The sequence below is a fragment of the Bradyrhizobium genosp. A genome, assembly GCF_049949275.1.
In the GTDB taxonomy this organism is placed as follows: Bacteria; Pseudomonadota; Alphaproteobacteria; order Rhizobiales; family Xanthobacteraceae; genus Bradyrhizobium.
The window spans coordinates 8,329,371-8,347,572 of record NZ_CP188196.1 but is presented as its reverse complement, the minus strand read 5'-3'; the positions used below and the strand labels follow the sequence as shown (position 1 = coordinate 8,347,572).

The 18,202-nt window shown below is 63.6% G+C and carries 15 protein-coding genes; 6 read left to right on the top strand and 9 right to left on the bottom strand.

The window, feature by feature from the left end:
• Positions 1 to 34: 34 nt before the first annotated feature.
• Together ACP2YP_RS39070 and ACP2YP_RS39065 are read right to left on the bottom strand one after the other, a co-directional pair.
• On the bottom strand, positions 35 to 1,771 hold the full coding sequence (locus ACP2YP_RS39070) for a putative bifunctional diguanylate cyclase/phosphodiesterase (protein ID WP_426421593.1): 1,737 nt from the start codon (positions 1,769 to 1,771) through the stop codon (positions 35 to 37).
• Positions 1,772 to 2,166: 395 nt separating this feature from the next.
• Positions 2,167 to 3,132 carry a sensor histidine kinase gene (locus ACP2YP_RS39065; RefSeq protein ID WP_426421592.1) on the bottom strand — a complete coding sequence of 322 codons (966 nt, stop codon included), beginning with the start codon at positions 3,130 to 3,132 and terminating at the stop codon, positions 2,167 to 2,169.
• A 194-nt stretch (positions 3,133 to 3,326) separates the two neighbouring features.
• Here ACP2YP_RS39065 and ACP2YP_RS39060 point away from each other — a divergent pair, with 194 nt between their 5' ends.
• Positions 3,327 to 4,166, top strand: a complete 840-nt coding sequence (locus ACP2YP_RS39060; protein WP_426421591.1) for an SDR family NAD(P)-dependent oxidoreductase — start codon at positions 3,327 to 3,329, stop codon at positions 4,164 to 4,166.
• Between the two features lie 133 nt (positions 4,167 to 4,299).
• On the opposite strand, the gene ACP2YP_RS39055 is transcribed toward ACP2YP_RS39060, so the two are convergent.
• Together ACP2YP_RS39055 and ACP2YP_RS39050 are read right to left on the bottom strand one after the other, a co-directional pair.
• A complete protein-coding gene (locus tag ACP2YP_RS39055; RefSeq protein WP_426421590.1) occupies positions 4,300 to 5,676 on the bottom strand; it encodes a cytochrome P450 in 1,377 nt (458 codons plus the stop codon).
• A 138-nt stretch (positions 5,677 to 5,814) separates the two neighbouring features.
• The gene (locus ACP2YP_RS39050; RefSeq protein ID WP_426421589.1) at positions 5,815 to 7,050 is read right to left on the bottom strand and encodes an LLM class flavin-dependent oxidoreductase; all 1,236 of its coding nucleotides are present in this window, start codon (positions 7,048 to 7,050) and stop codon (positions 5,815 to 5,817) included.
• Positions 7,051 to 7,456: 406 nt separating this feature from the next.
• Between ACP2YP_RS39050 and ACP2YP_RS39045 the strand changes: the two genes are divergently transcribed.
• Positions 7,457 to 8,866 carry an MFS transporter gene (locus ACP2YP_RS39045; RefSeq protein WP_426421588.1) on the top strand — a complete coding sequence of 470 codons (1,410 nt, stop codon included), beginning with the start codon at positions 7,457 to 7,459 and terminating at the stop codon, positions 8,864 to 8,866.
• Positions 8,867 to 9,016: 150 nt separating this feature from the next.
• Positions 9,017 to 10,189: an extracellular catalytic domain type 1 short-chain-length polyhydroxyalkanoate depolymerase gene (locus ACP2YP_RS39040; RefSeq protein ID WP_426421587.1), complete on the top strand. Its 1,173-nt coding sequence runs from the start codon at positions 9,017 to 9,019 to the stop codon at positions 10,187 to 10,189.
• Position 10,190: 1 nt separating this feature from the next.
• On the opposite strand, the gene ACP2YP_RS39035 is transcribed toward ACP2YP_RS39040, so the two are convergent.
• On the bottom strand, positions 10,191 to 10,496 hold the full coding sequence (locus ACP2YP_RS39035; RefSeq protein WP_426421586.1) for a hypothetical protein: 306 nt from the start codon (positions 10,494 to 10,496) through the stop codon (positions 10,191 to 10,193).
• A gap of 131 nt (positions 10,497 to 10,627) precedes the next feature.
• On the opposite strand from ACP2YP_RS39035, the gene ACP2YP_RS39030 reads away from it, so the two are divergent.
• A complete protein-coding gene (locus ACP2YP_RS39030; RefSeq protein WP_426421585.1) occupies positions 10,628 to 10,996 on the top strand; it encodes a winged helix-turn-helix transcriptional regulator in 369 nt (122 codons plus the stop codon).
• Between the two features lie 3 nt (positions 10,997 to 10,999).
• Here ACP2YP_RS39030 and ACP2YP_RS39025 read toward each other — a convergent pair whose 3' ends face one another.
• Complete coding sequence (locus tag ACP2YP_RS39025; protein ID WP_426421584.1) at positions 11,000 to 11,680, bottom strand: MBL fold metallo-hydrolase; 681 nt, start codon at positions 11,678 to 11,680, stop codon at positions 11,000 to 11,002.
• A gap of 173 nt (positions 11,681 to 11,853) precedes the next feature.
• Between ACP2YP_RS39025 and ACP2YP_RS39020 the strand changes: the two genes are divergently transcribed.
• Positions 11,854 to 13,458: an alpha-amylase family glycosyl hydrolase gene (locus tag ACP2YP_RS39020; protein WP_426421583.1), complete on the top strand. Its 1,605-nt coding sequence runs from the start codon at positions 11,854 to 11,856 to the stop codon at positions 13,456 to 13,458.
• A 168-nt stretch (positions 13,459 to 13,626) separates the two neighbouring features.
• On the opposite strand, the gene ACP2YP_RS39015 is transcribed toward ACP2YP_RS39020, so the two are convergent.
• Positions 13,627 to 15,324, bottom strand: coding sequence for an alpha-amylase family protein (locus ACP2YP_RS39015; RefSeq protein WP_426421582.1), 1,698 nt, complete (start codon positions 15,322 to 15,324; stop codon positions 13,627 to 13,629).
• A 258-nt stretch (positions 15,325 to 15,582) separates the two neighbouring features.
• Here ACP2YP_RS39015 and ACP2YP_RS39010 point away from each other — a divergent pair, with 258 nt between their 5' ends.
• The gene (locus ACP2YP_RS39010) at positions 15,583 to 16,071 is read left to right on the top strand and encodes an MmcB family DNA repair protein (protein ID WP_426426433.1); all 489 of its coding nucleotides are present in this window, start codon (positions 15,583 to 15,585) and stop codon (positions 16,069 to 16,071) included.
• A gap of 153 nt (positions 16,072 to 16,224) precedes the next feature.
• Here ACP2YP_RS39010 and ACP2YP_RS39005 read toward each other — a convergent pair whose 3' ends face one another.
• Together ACP2YP_RS39005 and ACP2YP_RS39000 are read right to left on the bottom strand one after the other, a co-directional pair.
• Complete coding sequence (locus tag ACP2YP_RS39005) at positions 16,225 to 16,779, bottom strand: ActR/PrrA/RegA family redox response regulator transcription factor (RefSeq protein ID WP_426421581.1); 555 nt, start codon at positions 16,777 to 16,779, stop codon at positions 16,225 to 16,227.
• Between the two features lie 102 nt (positions 16,780 to 16,881).
• On the bottom strand, positions 16,882 to 18,192 hold the full coding sequence (locus tag ACP2YP_RS39000; protein ID WP_426421580.1) for an ActS/PrrB/RegB family redox-sensitive histidine kinase: 1,311 nt from the start codon (positions 18,190 to 18,192) through the stop codon (positions 16,882 to 16,884).
• Positions 18,193 to 18,202: the final 10 nt, after the last annotated feature.

Here is an 18,202-nt window from a genome sequence, read left to right as displayed (position 1 = left end):
TTACAAAGTAAGGGTGTGGAGGGGCGGCGCGCGGTTACCGCCGATACCCGCTCGCCCGCGAATAGCCCTGGCGGTTCTGCTGCATCGGGCGGGCGGAGACGCTGGCGCGGGACTCGCTCGAGGCGGGCGTGGCGAGCTTCAGCTCCTCCAGGAAGATCGGGCGGGCGAAATAATAGCCCTGCGCGTAGCGGATCTTGGTCGCGGCCTGGAGATAGGCGAGCTCCTCGTAGGATTCGAGGCCTTCGGCGATCACCGTCATGCCCAGCGCTTCGCTCAGGGACTCGATCGCACGCAAAATGCCCTGGCTGCGCGGGCGCTTATGGATGTCGGTGATGAAGGAACGGTCGATCTTGATCTCGTCGGCGGTGATGTCGGCGAGCGCCGACAGCGACGAATAGCCGGTGCCGAAATCGTCGATGGAGATGCCGACGCCGAGCTTGCGGAACATCGGCAGGATCTCGGCCTGGAAATGATTCTTGGCGACGAAGGCGTCTTCGGTCACCTCGATCATGAAGCGCTGCGGAAAACCGGTGTCCTCCAGCGCTTGGGCGAAACTGCGCATGAATTCAGGATTGCCGGCCTGCCTGGCGGCGACGTTGATGCTGATGGTCGCCTCCGCGCCAAAGGTGTCGTTGATCGGGTCGATCGACTTGACGATTTCGGCCAGCACGAGATGGGTCAGCTCGTCGATCAGCCCGAGCTCGCCGGCGAGATTGATGAACGAGCCCGGTGCCTGGATCACGCCCTCGTCGTCGCGCAGGCGCACCAGGGCCTCGATGCCCTTCACGGCTTGCGTCCGGATGTCGACCTTGGACTGAAAGGCGCAGCAGAAGCGTTTTTCGAGGATGGCTTGCCGCAGCGACTGCTCGATCTTCATCCGCGCCAGCGCCTCGCGCTCCATGCCCGAATCGAAGAAGGCGGCGGATCCCTTGCCGTTGTTCTTGATGCGGTACATCGCGATGTCGGCGTTCTGGCGCAGCGTTTCGAAGCTGCGGCCATGGTCGGGATAGAGGCTGACGCCGACGGAGGTTGACGCGAACACTTCCGAATTGTCGATGAAGAACGGCGCGGTCAGCCGCTCCAGCGTCGATTGCATGAATTCGGCGACCTCCTCCTGGCTCCGGATCGGCGAGAGCAGCAGCAGGAATTCGTCGCCGGAGATGCGCGACAGCACGTCGGAATCGCGCAGGTCGCGGCCGAGCCGCTTCGACAGCTCGACCAGCAGCGCGTCGCCGACGGCATGGCCGTAATAGTCGTTGATGTGCTTGAAATTGTCGACGTCGAGAAAGGCGAGCGCAAAACGCTCGCCACCACGATCCTGCGCGAGCAGGCTGTTGGCGCGATGCTCGATCACGCGCCGCGAGGGCAGGCCGGTCAGCTCGTCGAAATAGGCCGAGCGAAACAGCTGGTCCTCGAAATTCTTCTGCTCGGTGATGTCGGCGGAGGCCGAGATCAAGAGGTCGCGGCCGGCGAGCTGGACCGGCCGATGGGTGGTCAGCAGCACCTGGCGTGCGGCGCCGTCCTGGAGCGCTTCTTCGGAAGTGACCGGCTGTCCGGCCCTCAGCGCGCGCTCGCAGGCCTCGCGGCGCTGTGCGAGATCTGGCGATGGACGGCTGCCGTCCATGCCGAGCTGGGCGGCTGCGGCATCGTTAACCAGGAGCAGCTTGCCTTGCGCATCCTGCACGGTCAGGCCGGCAGGCAGCATTCTAACGATTTCCTTGAGAAACCCGAGTTCGGCTTCGCTCGCGCCGTTATATGCATTGTCGTTCATAGAACTCATGAATCTTGTTGTTTCAGCGCGCCTTCGCAATGGGCGCGATCATGCGCAGTTCCCTCTTAGGTTTGGTTAAGGGGTCCGCAGAAATACGGGGGTGTTCTGGGAGAAACGTGTGGCGTGGCGAGGTGCGCCGCCGATCGTCATTAACAGAGGATCAACAGCGCTTGCGAAAGCGCAAGCGTCGCGCGCGAACTGGTTTCGTTTATTTTGAGTTCAGCCGCTTGATGAGCTTGGGTTGAATCGATTGGCTGCGAGGTCGGTGCACCTCTCCCGCTTGCGGGAGAGGTCGGCGCGAAGCGCCGGGTGAGGGTTCTCCCACCCCTCCCCCGCAAGCGAGGGAGGGAGCACACCTCCCACGTTGCGACATTTGAACCCAATCGCACTATGCTCTATTCGCTCTTGGGAATGCGACACTGCATGGTGCAATGCAGCCCGGTTTTCAAATAAGCGACTTCGGTCTTGCCGTCGAAGGCGGATAGCGCCGACTTCAGCAGCTTGGTGCCGAAACCGGGCTCTGAGATTTTGTCGATGCTCGGTCCCTCGGTTTCGTCCCACGTGATGGTCAGGCGATCGTCGCTGACGGTCCATGATACCTGCAGCAATCCGCGAGGTGAGGAGAACGCGCCGTATTTTCCGGCGTTGGTTGCGAGCTCGTGAAACATCAGTGACAGCGTCACCGCAAGCTTCGGCGGCAGGAACAGCCGGTCGCCGTTGAGGGTGAAGCGGACATGGCCGTAAGGGCCGAGCTCCGAGATCAGGAGATCGCGGATGTCGCAGCCGGCCTTGTCGATCTTCGAGATCAGATCGTCGGTCGCGGCCAGCGAACGCAGCCGCGGGTCGATCCGGGCCCAGACCTGCGGCTGGTCGTGCAGCACCTGGTGCAGCACGGCGTGCACGGTCGACAGCTTGTTCTTCAGCCGGTGCTGCAGCTCGTCGACCAGGACTTTGCGATAGTCTTCTTCCTCGATCAGGCGCTTGGAGATCCGGCGCTGCTCCGCCAGCATCGTGCGATAGTGCTCGACGCCCCAAATGGTCAGCGCGGAAACGCCCCAATAGAGCGTGAGCAGGGCGAACCGCGCCCGATCGGCAAAGGCATCGCCGAAATTGACGACGACGCCGAGCACGCCGCCGGCCAGTGCCGTCACCACGCCGATCCGCAAGCCGCCGAAGGCCGCTGCAAAGAACACGGCGGGAAAATACGGCGTGAAGAAGACGTCGGGGCGCACATGCGCGAGCCCCCAGCGCGCCAGGGTCGCGACCAGCACGCAGGCCACTGCGAACGCTATGCTCAGGCCGAGCGATGGCGGTGCCACACCCTGCCAGCCCTTGCGGAATTCGTCGATCAGCTTCCCCATGCGCGGCCCGGTTGCGATAGAAGTCCGAAAATCGAGAGGCGGGCCACGATGTTACGCATCTCGCATACGCAAGCAAAGCTTGCCTTGTCGGCAGCAGGCAGAAATAGTGATTGTTGCGGCGCCGATTGTCGTCGTGACGTCATCGATCGGCGTCCGCCATTTGGCGTCAAATCATTCGAAAGCAGGGACATTCCATGGGCAGGCTCGACGGCAAGGTTGCGGTGATCACGGGTGCGACGAGCGGGATCGGATTGCGTACCGCGGAAGTCTTCGTTGCCGAAGGTGCCAAAATTGTGATCGCCGGCCGGCGTATACCGGAAGGCGAGGCGCTGGCGAAGCAGCTTGGCGCTTCCTGCGTTTTCCGCCAGACGGATGTGACCGTCGAAGTGCAGATGCAGGCGTTGATCGCACTCGCGGTGGAAAAATTCGGCCGGATCGACTGCCTGTTCAACAATGCCGGCGGCCCGGCGCAAACCGGCGGCATCGAGGGCCTCGAGGTCGAGCACTTCGATGCGGCGATGGCGACCCTGGTGCGCAGCGTCATGCTCGGCATGAAGCACGCCGCGCCCTACATGAAGAAGCAGGGGTCCGGCAGCATCATCAACAATGGCAGCATCGCCGGCCGTCTTGCCGGCTTCTCCTCGTCCGTCGTCTATGGCGCGGCCAAGGCGGCGGTGATCCATCTGACCAAATGCGTGGCGATGGAGCTCGGCGAATCCAATGTGCGCGTCAACTCGATCTCGCCCGGCGCGATCGCAACGGGCATCTTTGGCAAGGCGCTGGGGCTATCGACGGAAGCTGCCGAGAAGACGCCGGCGGTGATGCGCGATGTCTACAAGACCGCACAGCCGATTCCGCGCGCCGGCATCCCCGACGACATCGCCCACGCCGCGGTGTTCCTGGCGAGCGACGAATCCAGCTTCATCAACGGCCACGACCTCGTCATCGACGGCGCCATCACCGGCGGCCGCAACTGGAGCCAGCAGCAGCAGGGCTATGTCGCCCTGCGCAAGGCGTTCGATCAGGGGGCGTAGGGCGATCTCGTGCCCCGGACGCAGTGCGGCGCGAAGTGCCGCACTGCAGAGCCGGGGCCCATCTCTCCGAGCTGAAAGGATCGCAAGATTCTGGGTCCCGGCTCGCGCTTCGCGCGTCCGGGACACGTGAAGCTCACACCGCCCGCATCCTTACCCTCAACCCATCCTTCGGCTTCGGGATCGGCCACATCTGCCAGTCCGGCTTGTAGCCGGGCTCCAGCGACACCTCGATGTTCTGCAGGAAGTGCCGGGCAAAACATTTCGCCTGCATGTAGGCGAAGTGCAGGCCGAGGCACATATGCGCGCCGCCGCCGAACGGCACCCAGGCGAAGCGGTGGCGGTTGCGCTGGGCTTCCTCGGTGAAGCGCAGGGGATCGAAGCGATCCGGCTCCGGCCAGATGTCCTTCATGTGATGCGTGAAGAGCGGATTGACGCCGACCGCTGTGCCGGCCGGAATCGTAAAGCCCTTGAAGGTGAAATCGCGCATGGCGCGGCGCGGCATCGAGGGCACCGGCGGCTTGATCCGCAGCGCTTCCTTGAACGCCATCTCCGATAGCGGCATTTTTTCGAGATCATCGAAGCTGGTCGGCGCATCAGCCGCAAGCCTGAGCGCAACAACCTCCTCGCGCAGCTTGCTCTGCCAGTCCGGATTCGCAGCGAGCTCGCCGATGAAGGACGTCAGCGACGAGGTCAGCGTGTCGTGGGCGGCCATCATCAGAAAGCTCATGTGGTCGATGATGTCCTGCTCGGAGAGCAGGGCGCCGTCCTCATGGGTGGCGCGGCAGAGCTGCGAGAACAGATCGTCGCCGCCGTGATTGCCGCGGCGGAGCGGAATCTGCTCGCGGAAATACGCGACGATGCGCTTGCGCCCGTTGACGCCGCGCGCCATCTGGGTGCCCGGCAGGGGCTTGCGGATCGGGGCGACGGCGGCCGCGACCATGTCGACGAAAGCGCGGTTGATCTCGTCGACCTCCGGCCCGATATCGGCGCCGAGGAAAGATGCTGCAGCGAGATCGAGCGTGAGCTGCTTCATCGCTGGATAAAGCTGCATCTCGCCGGGCTTGGCCTTCCACTGCGCGACGCGCGCGGAGATGCCGCGATCGAGATCGCTCAGATAGGATTTCATCGGCCCGGATTTGAACGCGACCGACAGCGCCTTGCGATGCAGCCGATGCTCTTCGAAATCGAGCAGCATCAATCCGCGCGGAAACAACAGGCCGAGCACATGGTTCCAGCCATGCGTCGACGAAAACAGCTTTTGCTGGTCGAACATCACGAGCTCGTTGGCCTCGGGTCCGAGCAGCACGACATTGGTCTCGCCGAAAATGTGGGTGCGGTAGACTGGGCCGTATTTGGCGCCGCTTCGTTCGATGTGGCCTTTGGGATCGGCGAGCACCTGAAAGGTCTTGCCGATGATCGGCCAGCCTTCGTCACCGGGGATGTGCGTCAGCTGGTTGCGCTTGGGCGCGGTGTACTGAAGCACAGGCGAGGCCACATTCTGCATCGACATGACGATTGCTCCGGTTGGCTGACCGAACAGCGCGCGCGCACGGCAGAAGTGTGGCCCGCGCCAGCTGACCGGGTCAGCATAGCACAGGCCGATGTGTTTTGCTCGTGAACGTGCTTACAAGCGTAGTGCCAATAGGGCCTATTGCTTCGCCGCTTCCTTCTGCAAATCCGGCGCGTTGACGGCGGGAATCGCGACGCGGCCGGGGCCGGTCACCTTCAGCGCCTCGGCAGCCTTCTCGTTCTGCATGATCTTGGCCATCACGGCCTGACCGGCGCGCTCGAAAATCGCGCGGTTCTCGATCACGAATTTTTGCGACTTGCGCAGGCCGTCGATGTAGCCGTTGATCTCCGGCACGACGTAGCGCGCCACCATGTCCCAGCTCCGGCGCGTCGCTTCCGGATTGGCCCAGTCGTGCACGAAGCCGATGACGGCGCCGACGCCGCCGGACACCTCCATCACGTTCTTGATGGTTTTGACGAGATCGTCGGGCGTGCCGATGGTGGACGCCGCGCCCTCGACGAAGGCGGTCTTGTCCACGGCCTCGTCGGGCGAGGAGAATGCGGTGAGGCCCGGCCGCTGCAGCGTGCCGACATTATATTCGTTGTGCCAGCGCATCAGCCCGGCGCCGGCCTCCTTGCGCGCCTGCTCGCGGCTCTCGGCGATGTGGAAGCTCAGCAGCACGCGCCAGTCGGCGCGGCTGACCGTGGTGCCGTGCTTCCTGGCGGCATCCTCGGCGAACTGCCATTGCTGCTGCAGCGACATCAGCCCCTGCGTCGTCATCGAGCCCAGCGAGATGATGCCGATGCCGTATTTGCCGGCGAGCGTCATGCCGGACGGCGAGATCTGCGAGGCCACGACGAACGGCATCTCTTCCTGCAAGGGCAGGATCTGCAGCGCGGCGTCGTTCATGGTGAACCAGTCGCTCTTGGCGGTGACGCGCTCCCCGTTGAACAGCCGGCGGATCACGGCGATCGCCTCGTCCTGGCGGTCCCGCTGCGTCATCGGGTCGATGCCGAGCGTATGCGCATCCGACGCCAGCGCGCCGGGGCCGGAGCCGAAGATGGCGCGGCCGCCGGTCATGTGGTCGAGCTGCACCATGCGCTGGGCGACGTTGAAGGGATGGTGATAGGGCAGCGACACCACGCCGGTGCCGAGCTTGATGCGCTTGGTGCGCTCGCCGGCCGCGGCCAGAAACATCTCGGGCGAGGCAATCATCTCCCAGCCGGAAGAATGATGCTCGCCGCACCAGAACTCGTCATAGCCGAGCGCGTCGAGATGCTCGACCAGGTCGAGATCGCGCCGGAACTGAAGCATCGGATGCTCCCCGATCGGGTGATGCGGTGCGAGGAAGGCTCCAAACTTCAGGCGCGCCATGGCGTTCTCTCCGGCTGTTATTTTCTGTTTGTTAGGTAGCCGGAGGCTACGTGCCAGATCCCGCGAACGCAATCGCGCGATGTCCCGCAGGGCGGAATGCAGCTATGTGCCGAGAGGCAGCCAGGGCCTGCATGGTTCGAGACGCCCGCTTTGCGGGCTCCTCACCATGAGGGTCTGAAACTGCGCCGCGAAACAAAACCTCATCCTGAGGAGACCGCGCAGCGGTCGTCTCGAAGGATGGCCGCAAGGGGACTACCCGTCACGTTTGGACAAGTGAGGCGAGATGAAAGCGTTGCTACCGCGTCATTCTGCCAATGCGGTAAGTCCTACCTCTGAGGTAATCGCGCGGATGACGCCGATCTGCGAGCCTGACGCACGAAATCTATTCCGCGGGGTTCGTGCACCGATGCATCAAACCGTTACAAAGCCTGTCGACTCCACCCACCGCTGGTGGGTGCTGGCGATTGTCGTCGCCGCGCAGTTCATGTTCGGCGTCGACGCCTTCATCGTGAACGTCGCGATTCCCACCATCGCGGTCGACCTGCACGCGACGCCGGCGCAGATCGAATCCGTCATCGCGATCTATCTGATCGCCTATGCGACGCTGGTCGTCACCGGCGGTCGTCTCGGCGACATCCATGGTACCAAGAACGTCTTCCTTGCCGGCGTGCTCGGATTCACTGCAACCTCGTTATGGTGCGGTCTCGCGCAATCCGGCATGGAGCTGATCGTCGCCCGGCTGGCGCAGGGTGCGACTGCCGCGCTGATGGTGCCGCAGGTGCTGGCGACGCTGCATCTGCTCTTCTCCGACGAAACGCGCAGTCGCGCCTTTGGCATCTACGGCATTGTGCTCGGGCTTGCGGGCGCCGCGGGCTTTTTGCTCGGTGGCCTCCTGGTCACGATCGATCTCGCGCACACCGGCTGGCGCTCGGTGTTCTTCGTCAATGTGCCCTGCGGGCTCGTCATCGCTATCGCCGCCTGGCGCATCATGCCGTCGGTGCCGCGCCGGGCCGGCACCAGGCTCGACATCAAGGGCAGCGTCGTGCTGTTCGCGGGGCTGTTGTGCCTGATCGGCCCGCTGCTGTTCGGTCACGATGTCGGCTGGGCGCCGTGGCTGTGGGTGGTGATGCTAGGCGGCGGCGCGATCCTCGCCGGATTCCTGAAGCTCGAGCACGTCGTTGCGCGCGCGGGCATGCCGCTGATCGATCTGACGTTGCTGGCGGATCCCGCCTTCCTGCGCGGGCTGGGCGCGGCCTTCTTTTTCTTCGTCGCCAATCTCTCGTTCTATCTGGTGATGACGCTGTTCATGCAGCGCGGCCTGAACATTGCGCCGCTCGCCGCCGGCCTCGCCTTCGTTCCGCTCGCGCTCGCTTTCGTCATCGCCTCGCGCCACAGCGCCGTACGGGCGAAGCATCGCGGCACCAAAGTGTTGATCGAGGGCTGCGCGTTGCAGATCGCGGGCCTCGCTGCGCTCGCACTTGTAGCCGGCTCTGTCGACGCCCCGACGCCGATCGAACTCGCGCTCATCATGGTCATCTTCGGCTACGGCCAGGGCCTGGTGATGGCGCCGCTCTCCGGAGCGGTGCTTTCCACCGTCAAACCCGTGGCGGCGGGCTCGGCGTCGGGCATGTACGGCACCACGGCGCAGATCGGAAATGCGGCCGGAGTGGCCGCAATCGGCGCAGTGTTCTTCGCGATCGAAACGTTGCAATCGGCGCGCGCAGGTTTTCTGGCTTCGCTCGGGCTGTTTGCGGCGTTAATCATGATCTGCGTCGCATTTCTGTCTTGGATGCGCCGCGCCGCTGCACGAAGTTGAGGCATTGCGGTTAATTCATGCGGTTTCGCGCAGATTCTTGCGGGATTCTGCGCGATTCCGGAGGGATCGGCAGCACACGGCCTTTTCATTTCGCACTGCAGCAACTATCTGGTCTGGGTAACGTTGAAAGCCGCCCACCAGGAATTTGCCGTGTCGCTTGCCCGTAATGTCGACCTCTTGAGACGCCTGCCAAGGCTGGACGGTCTGCGCTTGCCTGACTTCGGCGCGAGCGCCGATGCCGCCAGTCCGCTGAAGGAAGTCACAGGCTTCGGCGACAATCCCGGCAATCTTCGCATGTTCGCGTTCGTGCCGGCGCAATTGCAGAAGCCGCGCGCGCTCGTTGTCGTGCTGCATGGCTGCGGCCAGACGGCCGCGGCTTACGATCTCGGCGCGGGCTGGTCGACGCTCGCGCGTCACTACGGTTTTGTGCTGATGATGCCCGAGCAGCAGCGCATCAACAACGGCAACACCTGCTTCAACTGGTTCAATCCGGAAGACACCGCGCGCGACGGCGGCGAGGCGCGTTCGATCCGCGAGATGGTCGCGCATATGGTTCAGGCGCACCGAATCGATCCCAGGCGTGTCTTCATCACCGGCCTGTCCGCCGGCGGCGGCATGGCCTCGGTGATGCTCGCGACTTACCCGGAAGTGTTCTCTGCCGGTGCGATCATCGCAGGCCTTCCCTACGGCATTGCGACGAATTTGCGCGAGGCGCTGGACGGCATGTTCCATTCGCCGGCGCGGCCCGAGCGCGAGCTCGGCGATTTCGTGCGGCGGGCTTCGGACCATCGCGGGCCCTGGCCGAAGATTTCGGTGTGGCACGGCAGCTCCGACCGCACCGTCAATCCCGGCAATGCCAACGAGATCGTCAAGCAGTGGCTCGATTTGCACGATCTGCCGATGACGCCGATGGCCGAGACCAATGTCGACGGCTATCCGCGCCAGGCCTGGTGGAACAAGGACGGCGAGACGCTGGTCGAATCCTATGCCATCACCGGCATGGCGCACGGCACGCCGCTGGGGCTCGCCGACAACGACCAGCGCTACGGCGTCGAAGGCGCCTTCCTGATCGAGGCCGGCATTTCGTCATCCTATCACATCGCAAAGTTCTTTGGCCTTACCGGATGGATTCCGGATGCGGCCAGGAAGAAGGCGGAGGCGAAATCACCGAAGCCTGCGCTGACCCCCGCTCCGCACCTCGCCCGCTCGATCCGCGCAGCGGTCGCCCAAGAGTCGGCCGAGCCGAAGCCCGAGCAGGCCCGCGGCTTCGATCTCGGCCAGATCATCACCCGTGCGCTGACCGCCGCAGGATTGATGAAGTAGGTCAGGCGGTCTGATCGATCATCTCGATCGGCGTCACCGTGACCTCGCCGCCGGCGGCCACCTTCCGCGTCATCTCCGTATAGTGCTTGAAGAAGTCGCGCGATTGCAGCGTTTTTTGCACGGCATCATCTGTGACGCCGGCGAGATGGAAGTAGTGGCCGTCGTCGCGGTTCTTCAGGACGCGATAGCTGAGCCGCCCTTTTAGCTCCGGGTCGCTATCGATTGCCTTGATGAAGCGGCCGATCTCCTGGTGCCAGGCTTCCGTCGTGCCGTTCTTGAATTCGTACTTGATCATGAAGTGCTTCATGTGACGCTCCCTGTTCGTCATGTGCACCATCATCTGCGGCTTATGCGCAGTCCTGCAAGTACGGACAAAATTGATAGTATGGACTTTTTCGGCCGCGCTCCTATCCTGATCTTGCACATGGAGGAGACGACATGGCAAAGGCAATTCCCGCACGCAGATGTCCCGTCGCGGCCTTTCAAAAAATGATCAGCGGCAAGTACAAGCTGCGCATCGTCTGGGATCTCAAGGACGGCCCGCGCCGCTATGGCGAAATCCGCAGCGGCCTGTTGCGGGGCGCGTCCGGCAGCGCGGAAATCGCTCCGCGCGTGCTCAGCCGCGAATTGAAGGTGCTGACGGCGAGTGGCCTGATCGATCGCAAGGATTTCGGCGAGGTGCCGCCCAAGGTCGAGTATCGCTTGACTCGCAAGGGCAAGAGCTTTGTGCCAGTTGTCGCGGCAATTCGTGAGTGGGGTGAGCGTAACCTCAATGAAACGGCGGCGCTCGTGGACGCCGCCGAATAAACCTTACATCTCGCCGGTGATGAACGGATTGGTCATCCGCTCCTGGCCGATGCTCGAGCCGGCACCATGGCCGCAGATGAAGCCGACATCGTCGCCGAGCGGCAACAGTTTTGTCATGATCGAATTGATCAGCGTGGCGTGACTGCCGCCGGGCAAATCGGTCCGCCCGACCGAGCCGGCGAACAAGACGTCACCGACATGGGCAAACCGCAATTCCTTGTTGAAGAACACCACGCTGCCGGGCGAGTGTCCGGGGCAATGCAGGATGTCGAACTTCAGGCCGCCGATCGACACGGTGTCGCCCTCGTCGAGCCAGCGGTCCGGCTCGAAATTGCGGACCCCCGTCATGCCGAAACGCGCGCCGCTTTCGACCACGTTGTCGAGCAGATATTTGTCCGCGACATGCGGGCCTTCGATCGGCACCTTCAGCGCATCGCGCAATTCCGCGGCGCCGCCGACATGGTCGATATGGCCGTGGGTCAGCCAGATTTTCTCGACTGTGACGCCGGTCTGCTTGATCGCCTCAAGGATCTTCGGCACGTCGCCGCCGGGGTCGATCACCACGGCCTTCTTGCCGGGTTCGTCCCAGATGATGGTGCAGTTTTGCTCGAACAGCGTCACGGGGACGATGATCGCGCCGGCCTTGGATTGCGAGGATTTCTGGGTGTCATTCTGCTCGGTCATGGCCTCACAATGCCGATTTTTGCTGCGCCGCCAAGCAAAATAGTCGCGGTCCGCCCGCGGAACAACCACACCGGCCGTCACACGGCCGTCCCAATTCGCGCGGCTGTTTGAACCGGCGCGTTGCTTCCGCGTTCTCTCGCGCGAGACGCAGATTTCAGGGTGGATTTTCCGACATGGCTCAGGGCGGCGAGAACTGGTGGCGCGACGGCATCTTCTATCAGATCTATCCGCGCTCGTTTCAGGACAGTGATGGCGACGGCGTCGGCGATCTCGCCGGCATTTTGCGGCGTCTCGCCTATGTGAAATCGCTCGGCGTCGACGCGATCTGGCTGTCGCCGATCTTCCCCTCGCCGATGGCCGATTTCGGCTACGACATCTCCGACTACACCGGCATCGATCCGCTGTTCGGCACGATGGCGGATTTCGATGCGCTGCTCGTGGCTGCGCATGACAATGGTCTGAAGCTGATCCTCGACCTCGTCCCGAACCATACCTCCGACCAGCATCCCTGGTTCGTCGAGAGCCGCTCCTCGCGCGACAATCCCAAGCGCGACTGGTACATCTGGCGCGATCCAGCCCCCGATGGCGGCGTGCCGAACAACTGGCTGTCCGAATTCGGCGGCAGCGCATGGCAGGTCGACGCGGCAACCGGTCAATATTACTACCACGCCTTCCTGGCCCAGCAGCCGGACCTCAACTGGCGCAATCCGGAGGTCCGCGCCGCGATCTACGACGTGATGCGGTTCTGGCTGGAGAAGGGCGTCGACGGCTTTCGCGTCGACGTGATCTGGCACCTGATCAAGGATGCCGAGTTTCGCGACAATCCGCCGAACCCGCATTATGTCGAGGGCCGGCCGCCGAACGAGAAGATCCTGACGCAATACTCGACCGACCAGCCGGAGGTCTTCGACGTCATCGCCGAGATGCGGCGCGTCACCGATGCCTATGCGGCGCGCGTGCTGATCGGCGAGGTCTATCTGCCGCTGCACCGTCTGATGGCCTATTACGGCAATGATCTCACCGGCGCGCAGATGCCGTTCAATTTCGCGCTGCTCTCGACCTTCTGGAGTGCGCGCTCAATCGAGAAGATCATCGAGGATTACGAGAAGGCACTGCCGAGAGGCGCCTGGCCGAACTGGGTGCTCGGCAATCACGATCGCCCGCGCGTCGCCAGCCGCGTCGGGCCCGAGCAGGCCCGTGTCGCCGCGATGCTGCTGCTGACCTTGCGCGGCACGCCGACACTCTATTGCGGCGACGAGATCGGCATGCATCAGCTCGCGATCGCGCCCGAGGATGTCCGCGATCCCTTCGAGAAGAACGTGCCCGGCATCGGAGTGGGGCGCGACGGCTGCCGCACGCCGATGCAGTGGGATTCGTCCACCTTCGCCGGCTTCTCGGAGGTCAGGCCGTGGCTGCCGCTGCCCGAGGATCACATCCATGAGAACGTCGTCAATCTTGAAGCCGACACGCGCTCGATTCTCAGCCTGTACAAGCGCTTGATCGCATGGCGCAGGACCTGCCCGCCGCTGGTGTCAGGCGACTATCATCCGATCGCCGCGCAGGGCGATCTGCTGATCTATCGCCGCGAGGCGGAGGGCAGGGCGATCATCGTCGTGCTCAATCTCGGCCCCGAGCCGATTGCGGTCACCACCAGCGCGATCCGGTTTGGCAGTGAGATATTGTTGTCGACGTTTCTGGATCGCGAGGGAGAGAGGTTGGAAGGCGTGCTGGATCTGCGGGGGAACGAGGGCGTGGTGGTGGCGCCGCCACACGCTTAGCTGTCGTCCCGCACAAGCGCAGCGCGACGGAGGAGAGAGTGGCTGACACTCTCTCCTCCGTCATTGCGAGCGCAGCGAAGCAATCCAGACTGCCCGCGCGGAAAGATTCTGGATTGCTTCGCTTCGCTCGCAATGACGATCGTTGAAACTGCGAAGCAGATCTCGGCATCACCCCGGATGCTTGTTGCCCGCACTGGTCCTGTCGATATCACTCCGCTTCAGCAGATAATCCAGCCCGCCGACCCGGTACCAGCGATAGCCATACGGCTCCAGCACGATGCGATGCTGGCCGCTCTTGTCGGCGTGGCTGTGGTCCTCGGCGAGCAGATTGATCAGGTGTTCGCCGGCATCGCCGGGCAGCCCGACCGGGAAGGCGGTTTCGCGCGGCTTTTCGTCGAGATTGTGCACGAACAGCACGGAATTGTTGCGCCAGTCATAGCGCATGATGAACACGGCGGGATCGCGGGTCGGGATGACCGCAAAGTCGCCCCAGCCGATCTCGGGCACCTCCTTGCGCATGCGGACGATGCGCTCGGTCCAGTTCAGCATCGAATTGGGATCGCGCCGCTGCTTTGCGACGTTGACATGCGGATAGCCGTAAGGGCCTTTGTCAATGACAGGGCAGGCCGGCTTGTCGCTCTTGGTGAAGCCGCCATGCGGCTCGGTCGACCATTGCATCGGCGTCCGCGCGCAGTTGCGCTCAGCCAGCGAGAGATCGTCGCCCATCGCGATCTCGTCGCCATAGCGGATCACGGGCGTTCCCGGCAGCGTGCACATCAGGCTGTAGGCGAGCTCGAGCCGCCTGCGGTCGCCGCCCAGCATCGGCGCAAGGCGGCGCCGGATGCCGCGATCGTAAAGCTGCATGTCCTTGTCGGGGCCGAACGCCTTGAATACGGCGTCGCGCTGCGCCTTGGTCAACCGGCCGAGATCGAGCTCGTCGTGATTGCGCAGGAACAGGCCCCATTGCGCGGAGGCCGGCCGCGGCTTTGTCGCCTTCAGTGCCTTTCCCAGCGGGCGCGAGTCGCCGGAGGCGAGCGCATAGAACAGGTGCTGGTTGACGTGGAAGTTGAACATCATGTGCATGCGGTCGCCATCGCGGCCGAAATAGTCCATGTCGGTGTTCGGCAACACATTGGCTTCGGCCAGGATGATGGCGTCGCCCTCGCGCCATTGCAGGAATTCGCGAAAGGTCCGCAGCATGTCGTATTGCTCGACCGGCGTCTTCACCTTCGCGCCCTTGGTCGCGATGATGAAGGGCACGGCGTCCATGCGAAAGCCGGAGACGCCGAGCTGGATCCAGAACCCCATGATCTTCAGGATCTCGGCCTGCACGTGCGGGTTCGACGTGTTGAGGTCGGGCTGGAAATCGTAGAAGCGGTGGAAATAATACGCACCCACTTCCTTGTCGCGCGTCCAGGTCGATTTCTGCACGCCTGGAAAGACCATGCCGGTGTTGGCATTGGCCGGCTTCTTGTCCGACCAGACGTACCAGTCGCGATAGGGCGAGTTGTTGTCGCGGCGCGCCTCCTTGAACCAGTGATGCTGGTCGGAGGTATGGTTGACGACGAGGTCGATGATGATGCGGATGCCGCGCTGCTTGCAGCCATGGGCAAACTCGACGAAATCGCCGAGCGTGCCGTAGCGGGAATCGACGCTGTAATAATCGGCGATGTCGTAACCGTCGTCGCGGCCCGGCGAAGTCTGGAACGGCATCAGCCAGATCGTGGTGATGCCGAGCCCATGCAGATAATCGAGCCGTCGCAACAGCCCCTTGAAATCGCCGACGCCGTCGCCGTCGGCATCCATATAGGTGCCGACGGAGAGGCAATAGATGATGGCGTTCTTGTACCAGAGATCGTCGATCATGCGCGAGCGGCCTCGATGCTCCCGCCGGGGTGCGGCGGCTGCGTGATAAGTGCGAGGGGGAGGGGAGGTTCCGCTGTTGCTGTCGTCCCGGGGCGCGCGAAGCGCGAGCCCGGGACCCATAATCACAGGAAGGAGTTTTGCGAAGACTCTGAGTTGCTGGCTCGCCCCGACAACCACTCCCTGTGGTTATGGATTCCGGGCTCGCGCTTTGCGCGCCCCGGAATGACGGGCACACCGGAATCGGCTAAGCTCCCCCGGATGGACAGCCCCGCCCGCGTCGCCCTCGTCCCACCGCCAGACCGCCGCCAGTCGGAAACAGCGCTCGCGATCGCGCGCGGCACGGCGCGGCTCTTACGCTCGCTGGGTTTTTCCTGCATCAGCGAATTACCGCTGCCGTCGGGCCGGCGCGCTGATCTCGTGGCGCTGAACGAGCGCGGCGAGATCTGGATCGTCGAGATCAAATCGTCGGTGGAGGATTTGCGCGCCGATCAGAAATGGCACGAATACCGCGCTCATTGCGACCGGCTGTTCTTCGCCTTCACGCAGGATCTGCCGTGCGAGATTTTCCCTGAAGACACCGGCCTGATCATCGCGGACGCCTATGGCGCGCACATGCATTGCGAGGCGCCCGAGCACAAGCTGCCGGCGCCGACACGCAAGCAGATGACGGTGCGGTTTGCGATGGCGGCGGCATTGCGGATCAACCGGCTGGTCGATCCGCAGGGGCATGCTGATTTTTGGGAGTAGAATGGTCTCGTGTCCCGGACGCGCTGCAACGCCTTAGCGTTGCTGCGCAGAGCCGGGACCCAGAAGGCAGTGGTTCAAGCTGAGGCATGGGCCCCGGCTCAGCAGCGCATCACTTCGTGCTGCGCCGCGTGCGGGGCACGAGAGCGGTGAAAATTACCGCGGCGCGCGCTTGGCCAAAATCCGCTGCAGCGTACGCCGGTGCATGTTCAGCCTCCGCGCCGTTTCCGAGACGTTGCGGTTGCACATCTCGTAGATGCGCTGGATGTGCTCCCAGCGCACGCGGTCGGCCGACATCGGGTTCGCCGGCAGCTCGGACTTTTCAGCGCTGGTCGAGAGCAGCGCCGCGACGACGTCGTCGGCATCCGCGGGCTTCGAGAGATAATCGACCGCGCCCATCTTCACCGCGGTGACGGCGGTAGCGATGTTGCCATAGCCGGTTAGCACGATGGCGCGGGCTTCGGGACGCTTCTTCTTCAGCGCGGAGACGACGTCGAGACCGTTGCCGTCGCCGAGCCTGAGATCGACCACGGCGTAGGCGGGCGCGGACTTGCCAATTTGCGCAAGACCATCCGAGACCGTGTCACATGACGTCACCGCAAAGCCGCGTGTCTCCATGGCGCGCGACAGGCGCTCCAGGAACGGCTTGTCGTCCTCCACGATGAGAAGCGAGCGGTCGGCCTGTTCGTTCAGTTCGGCGATGGCGTTCAAGGTTTTGTCCTCTGTCTGCACATCTACATATGGCGTCGCAATCAGGCAGTGCCAAGGCCGCCAATCGTCGATCGGGCCTCTCGTGCGACGCAAGGTCGCGGACTATCCTATTGTTTCTTCAAGGCTCTCGATAGCCTCAAAACGCTCCCTCGGCCACGCGATCTGTACCACTGCACCGTGTTCCGGGAAGGTCCGATTGGTAAACGAGACCTTGGCACCGGTGCGTTCGAGCAGCGTGCGGGCGATGAACACGCCAAGCCCGAGGCCGCCGCCGGCATCCTGGGTGCGCCGCCGTGACAGATAAGGCTCGCCGATCCGGTTCATGAGATCGGGCGGAATGCCGGGGCCGTCGTCGGAGATCACGATCTCGATCGTCTCGTTGTTCCACCACGCGTTGACCTCGACCGTCGCGTTGGCGAAATCGACGGCGTTCTCAATGATGTTGCCGACGCCATAGAGCACCGCCGGATTGCGCGATCCCACGGGCTCGGTCGTGACGGCCACCGCGATCCGCACCTTGATGTCGACGCCGAAATCGCGGTGCGGTGCCACCACCTCTTCGATCAGCTCCGACAGCTTCATGCGGTCGAACGGCGCACCGGTGGAGGAGAGCTGGGTGATTTTGCTCAAAATGTCGCGGCAGCGTTGCGTCTGCTCGCGCAGCGTCTTCAGATCCGCCGCGAAGACCGGATCCGTCACGGTCTTTTCCAGTTCGCGCGAAATCAGGAAGATGGTCGCAAGCGGCGTGCCGAGCTCGTGCGCGGCGGCTGCGGCCAAGCCGTCGAGCTGGGTCAGATGCTGCTCGCGCGTCAGCACCAGCTCGGTGGCGGCCAAGGCGTCGGCAAGCTTGCGCGCCTCCTCGGTCACCTGGAACGAGTAGAGGCTGGTGACGCCGATCGCGAGCACGATCGAAAGCCAGACGCCGAGGAGATAGATCGGCGGCAGCACCACGGGATCCTCGGAATCCCAGGGCAGCGGCAGATGAAAGAAGAACAGGATCGAGGCGCAGGCCACCGCCAGGAGTCCGAGCGCGAACGTCAATCGGGCCGGCAGCGCGGTGGCTGAAATCAGGACAGGCGCGAGGAACAGGAACGAGAACGGGTTCTGCAATCCGCCGGTGAAGAACAGGAGCCCGGCCAATTCCACGATGTTCAGCGCCAGCAGTCCGGCGGCCTGGAGCGGCTCCAACCGCTGCATCGGGTTGGCGACGGTCTGCAGAGCCAGATTGAGCGCCGCCGACACCGCGATGATGCTGACACAGGGAACAATCTCGACCTCGAACTCCAGCCCCTGCGCCACGATGAAGATCGCGGCGAGCTGGCCCAGCACGGCGAGCCAGCGCAGCCGCAGGATGGTGTCCAGGCGGATATGTCGTTGCGAGGGACGGAAGTCGGAAGCAGCAGTTTCGGTCATGACAGGCCAA

Bases quoted from the DNA above. Each gene is read 5' to 3' on its own strand.
- ACP2YP_RS39070 (WP_426421593.1), bottom strand. From the start codon at position 1,771: ATGAACGACAATGCATATAACGGCGCGAGCGAAGCCGAACTCGGGTTT.
- ACP2YP_RS39065 (WP_426421592.1), bottom strand. From the start codon at position 3,132: ATGGGGAAGCTGATCGACGAATTCCGCAAGGGCTGGCAGGGTGTGGCA.
- ACP2YP_RS39060 (WP_426421591.1), top strand. From the start codon at position 3,327: ATGGGCAGGCTCGACGGCAAGGTTGCGGTGATCACGGGTGCGACGAGC.
- ACP2YP_RS39055 (WP_426421590.1), bottom strand. From the start codon at position 5,676: ATGTCGATGCAGAATGTGGCCTCGCCTGTGCTTCAGTACACCGCGCCC.
- ACP2YP_RS39050 (WP_426421589.1), bottom strand. From the start codon at position 7,050: ATGGCGCGCCTGAAGTTTGGAGCCTTCCTCGCACCGCATCACCCGATC.
- ACP2YP_RS39045 (WP_426421588.1), top strand. From the start codon at position 7,457: ATGCATCAAACCGTTACAAAGCCTGTCGACTCCACCCACCGCTGGTGG.
- ACP2YP_RS39035 (WP_426421586.1), bottom strand. From the start codon at position 10,496: ATGAAGCACTTCATGATCAAGTACGAATTCAAGAACGGCACGACGGAA.
- ACP2YP_RS39030 (WP_426421585.1), top strand. From the start codon at position 10,628: ATGGCAAAGGCAATTCCCGCACGCAGATGTCCCGTCGCGGCCTTTCAA.
- ACP2YP_RS39025 (WP_426421584.1), bottom strand. From the start codon at position 11,680: ATGACCGAGCAGAATGACACCCAGAAATCCTCGCAATCCAAGGCCGGC.
- ACP2YP_RS39020 (WP_426421583.1), top strand. From the start codon at position 11,854: ATGGCTCAGGGCGGCGAGAACTGGTGGCGCGACGGCATCTTCTATCAG.
- ACP2YP_RS39015 (WP_426421582.1), bottom strand. From the start codon at position 15,324: ATGATCGACGATCTCTGGTACAAGAACGCCATCATCTATTGCCTCTCC.
- ACP2YP_RS39010 (WP_426426433.1), top strand. From the start codon at position 15,583: ATGGACAGCCCCGCCCGCGTCGCCCTCGTCCCACCGCCAGACCGCCGC.
- ACP2YP_RS39000 (WP_426421580.1), bottom strand. From the start codon at position 18,192: ATGACCGAAACTGCTGCTTCCGACTTCCGTCCCTCGCAACGACATATC.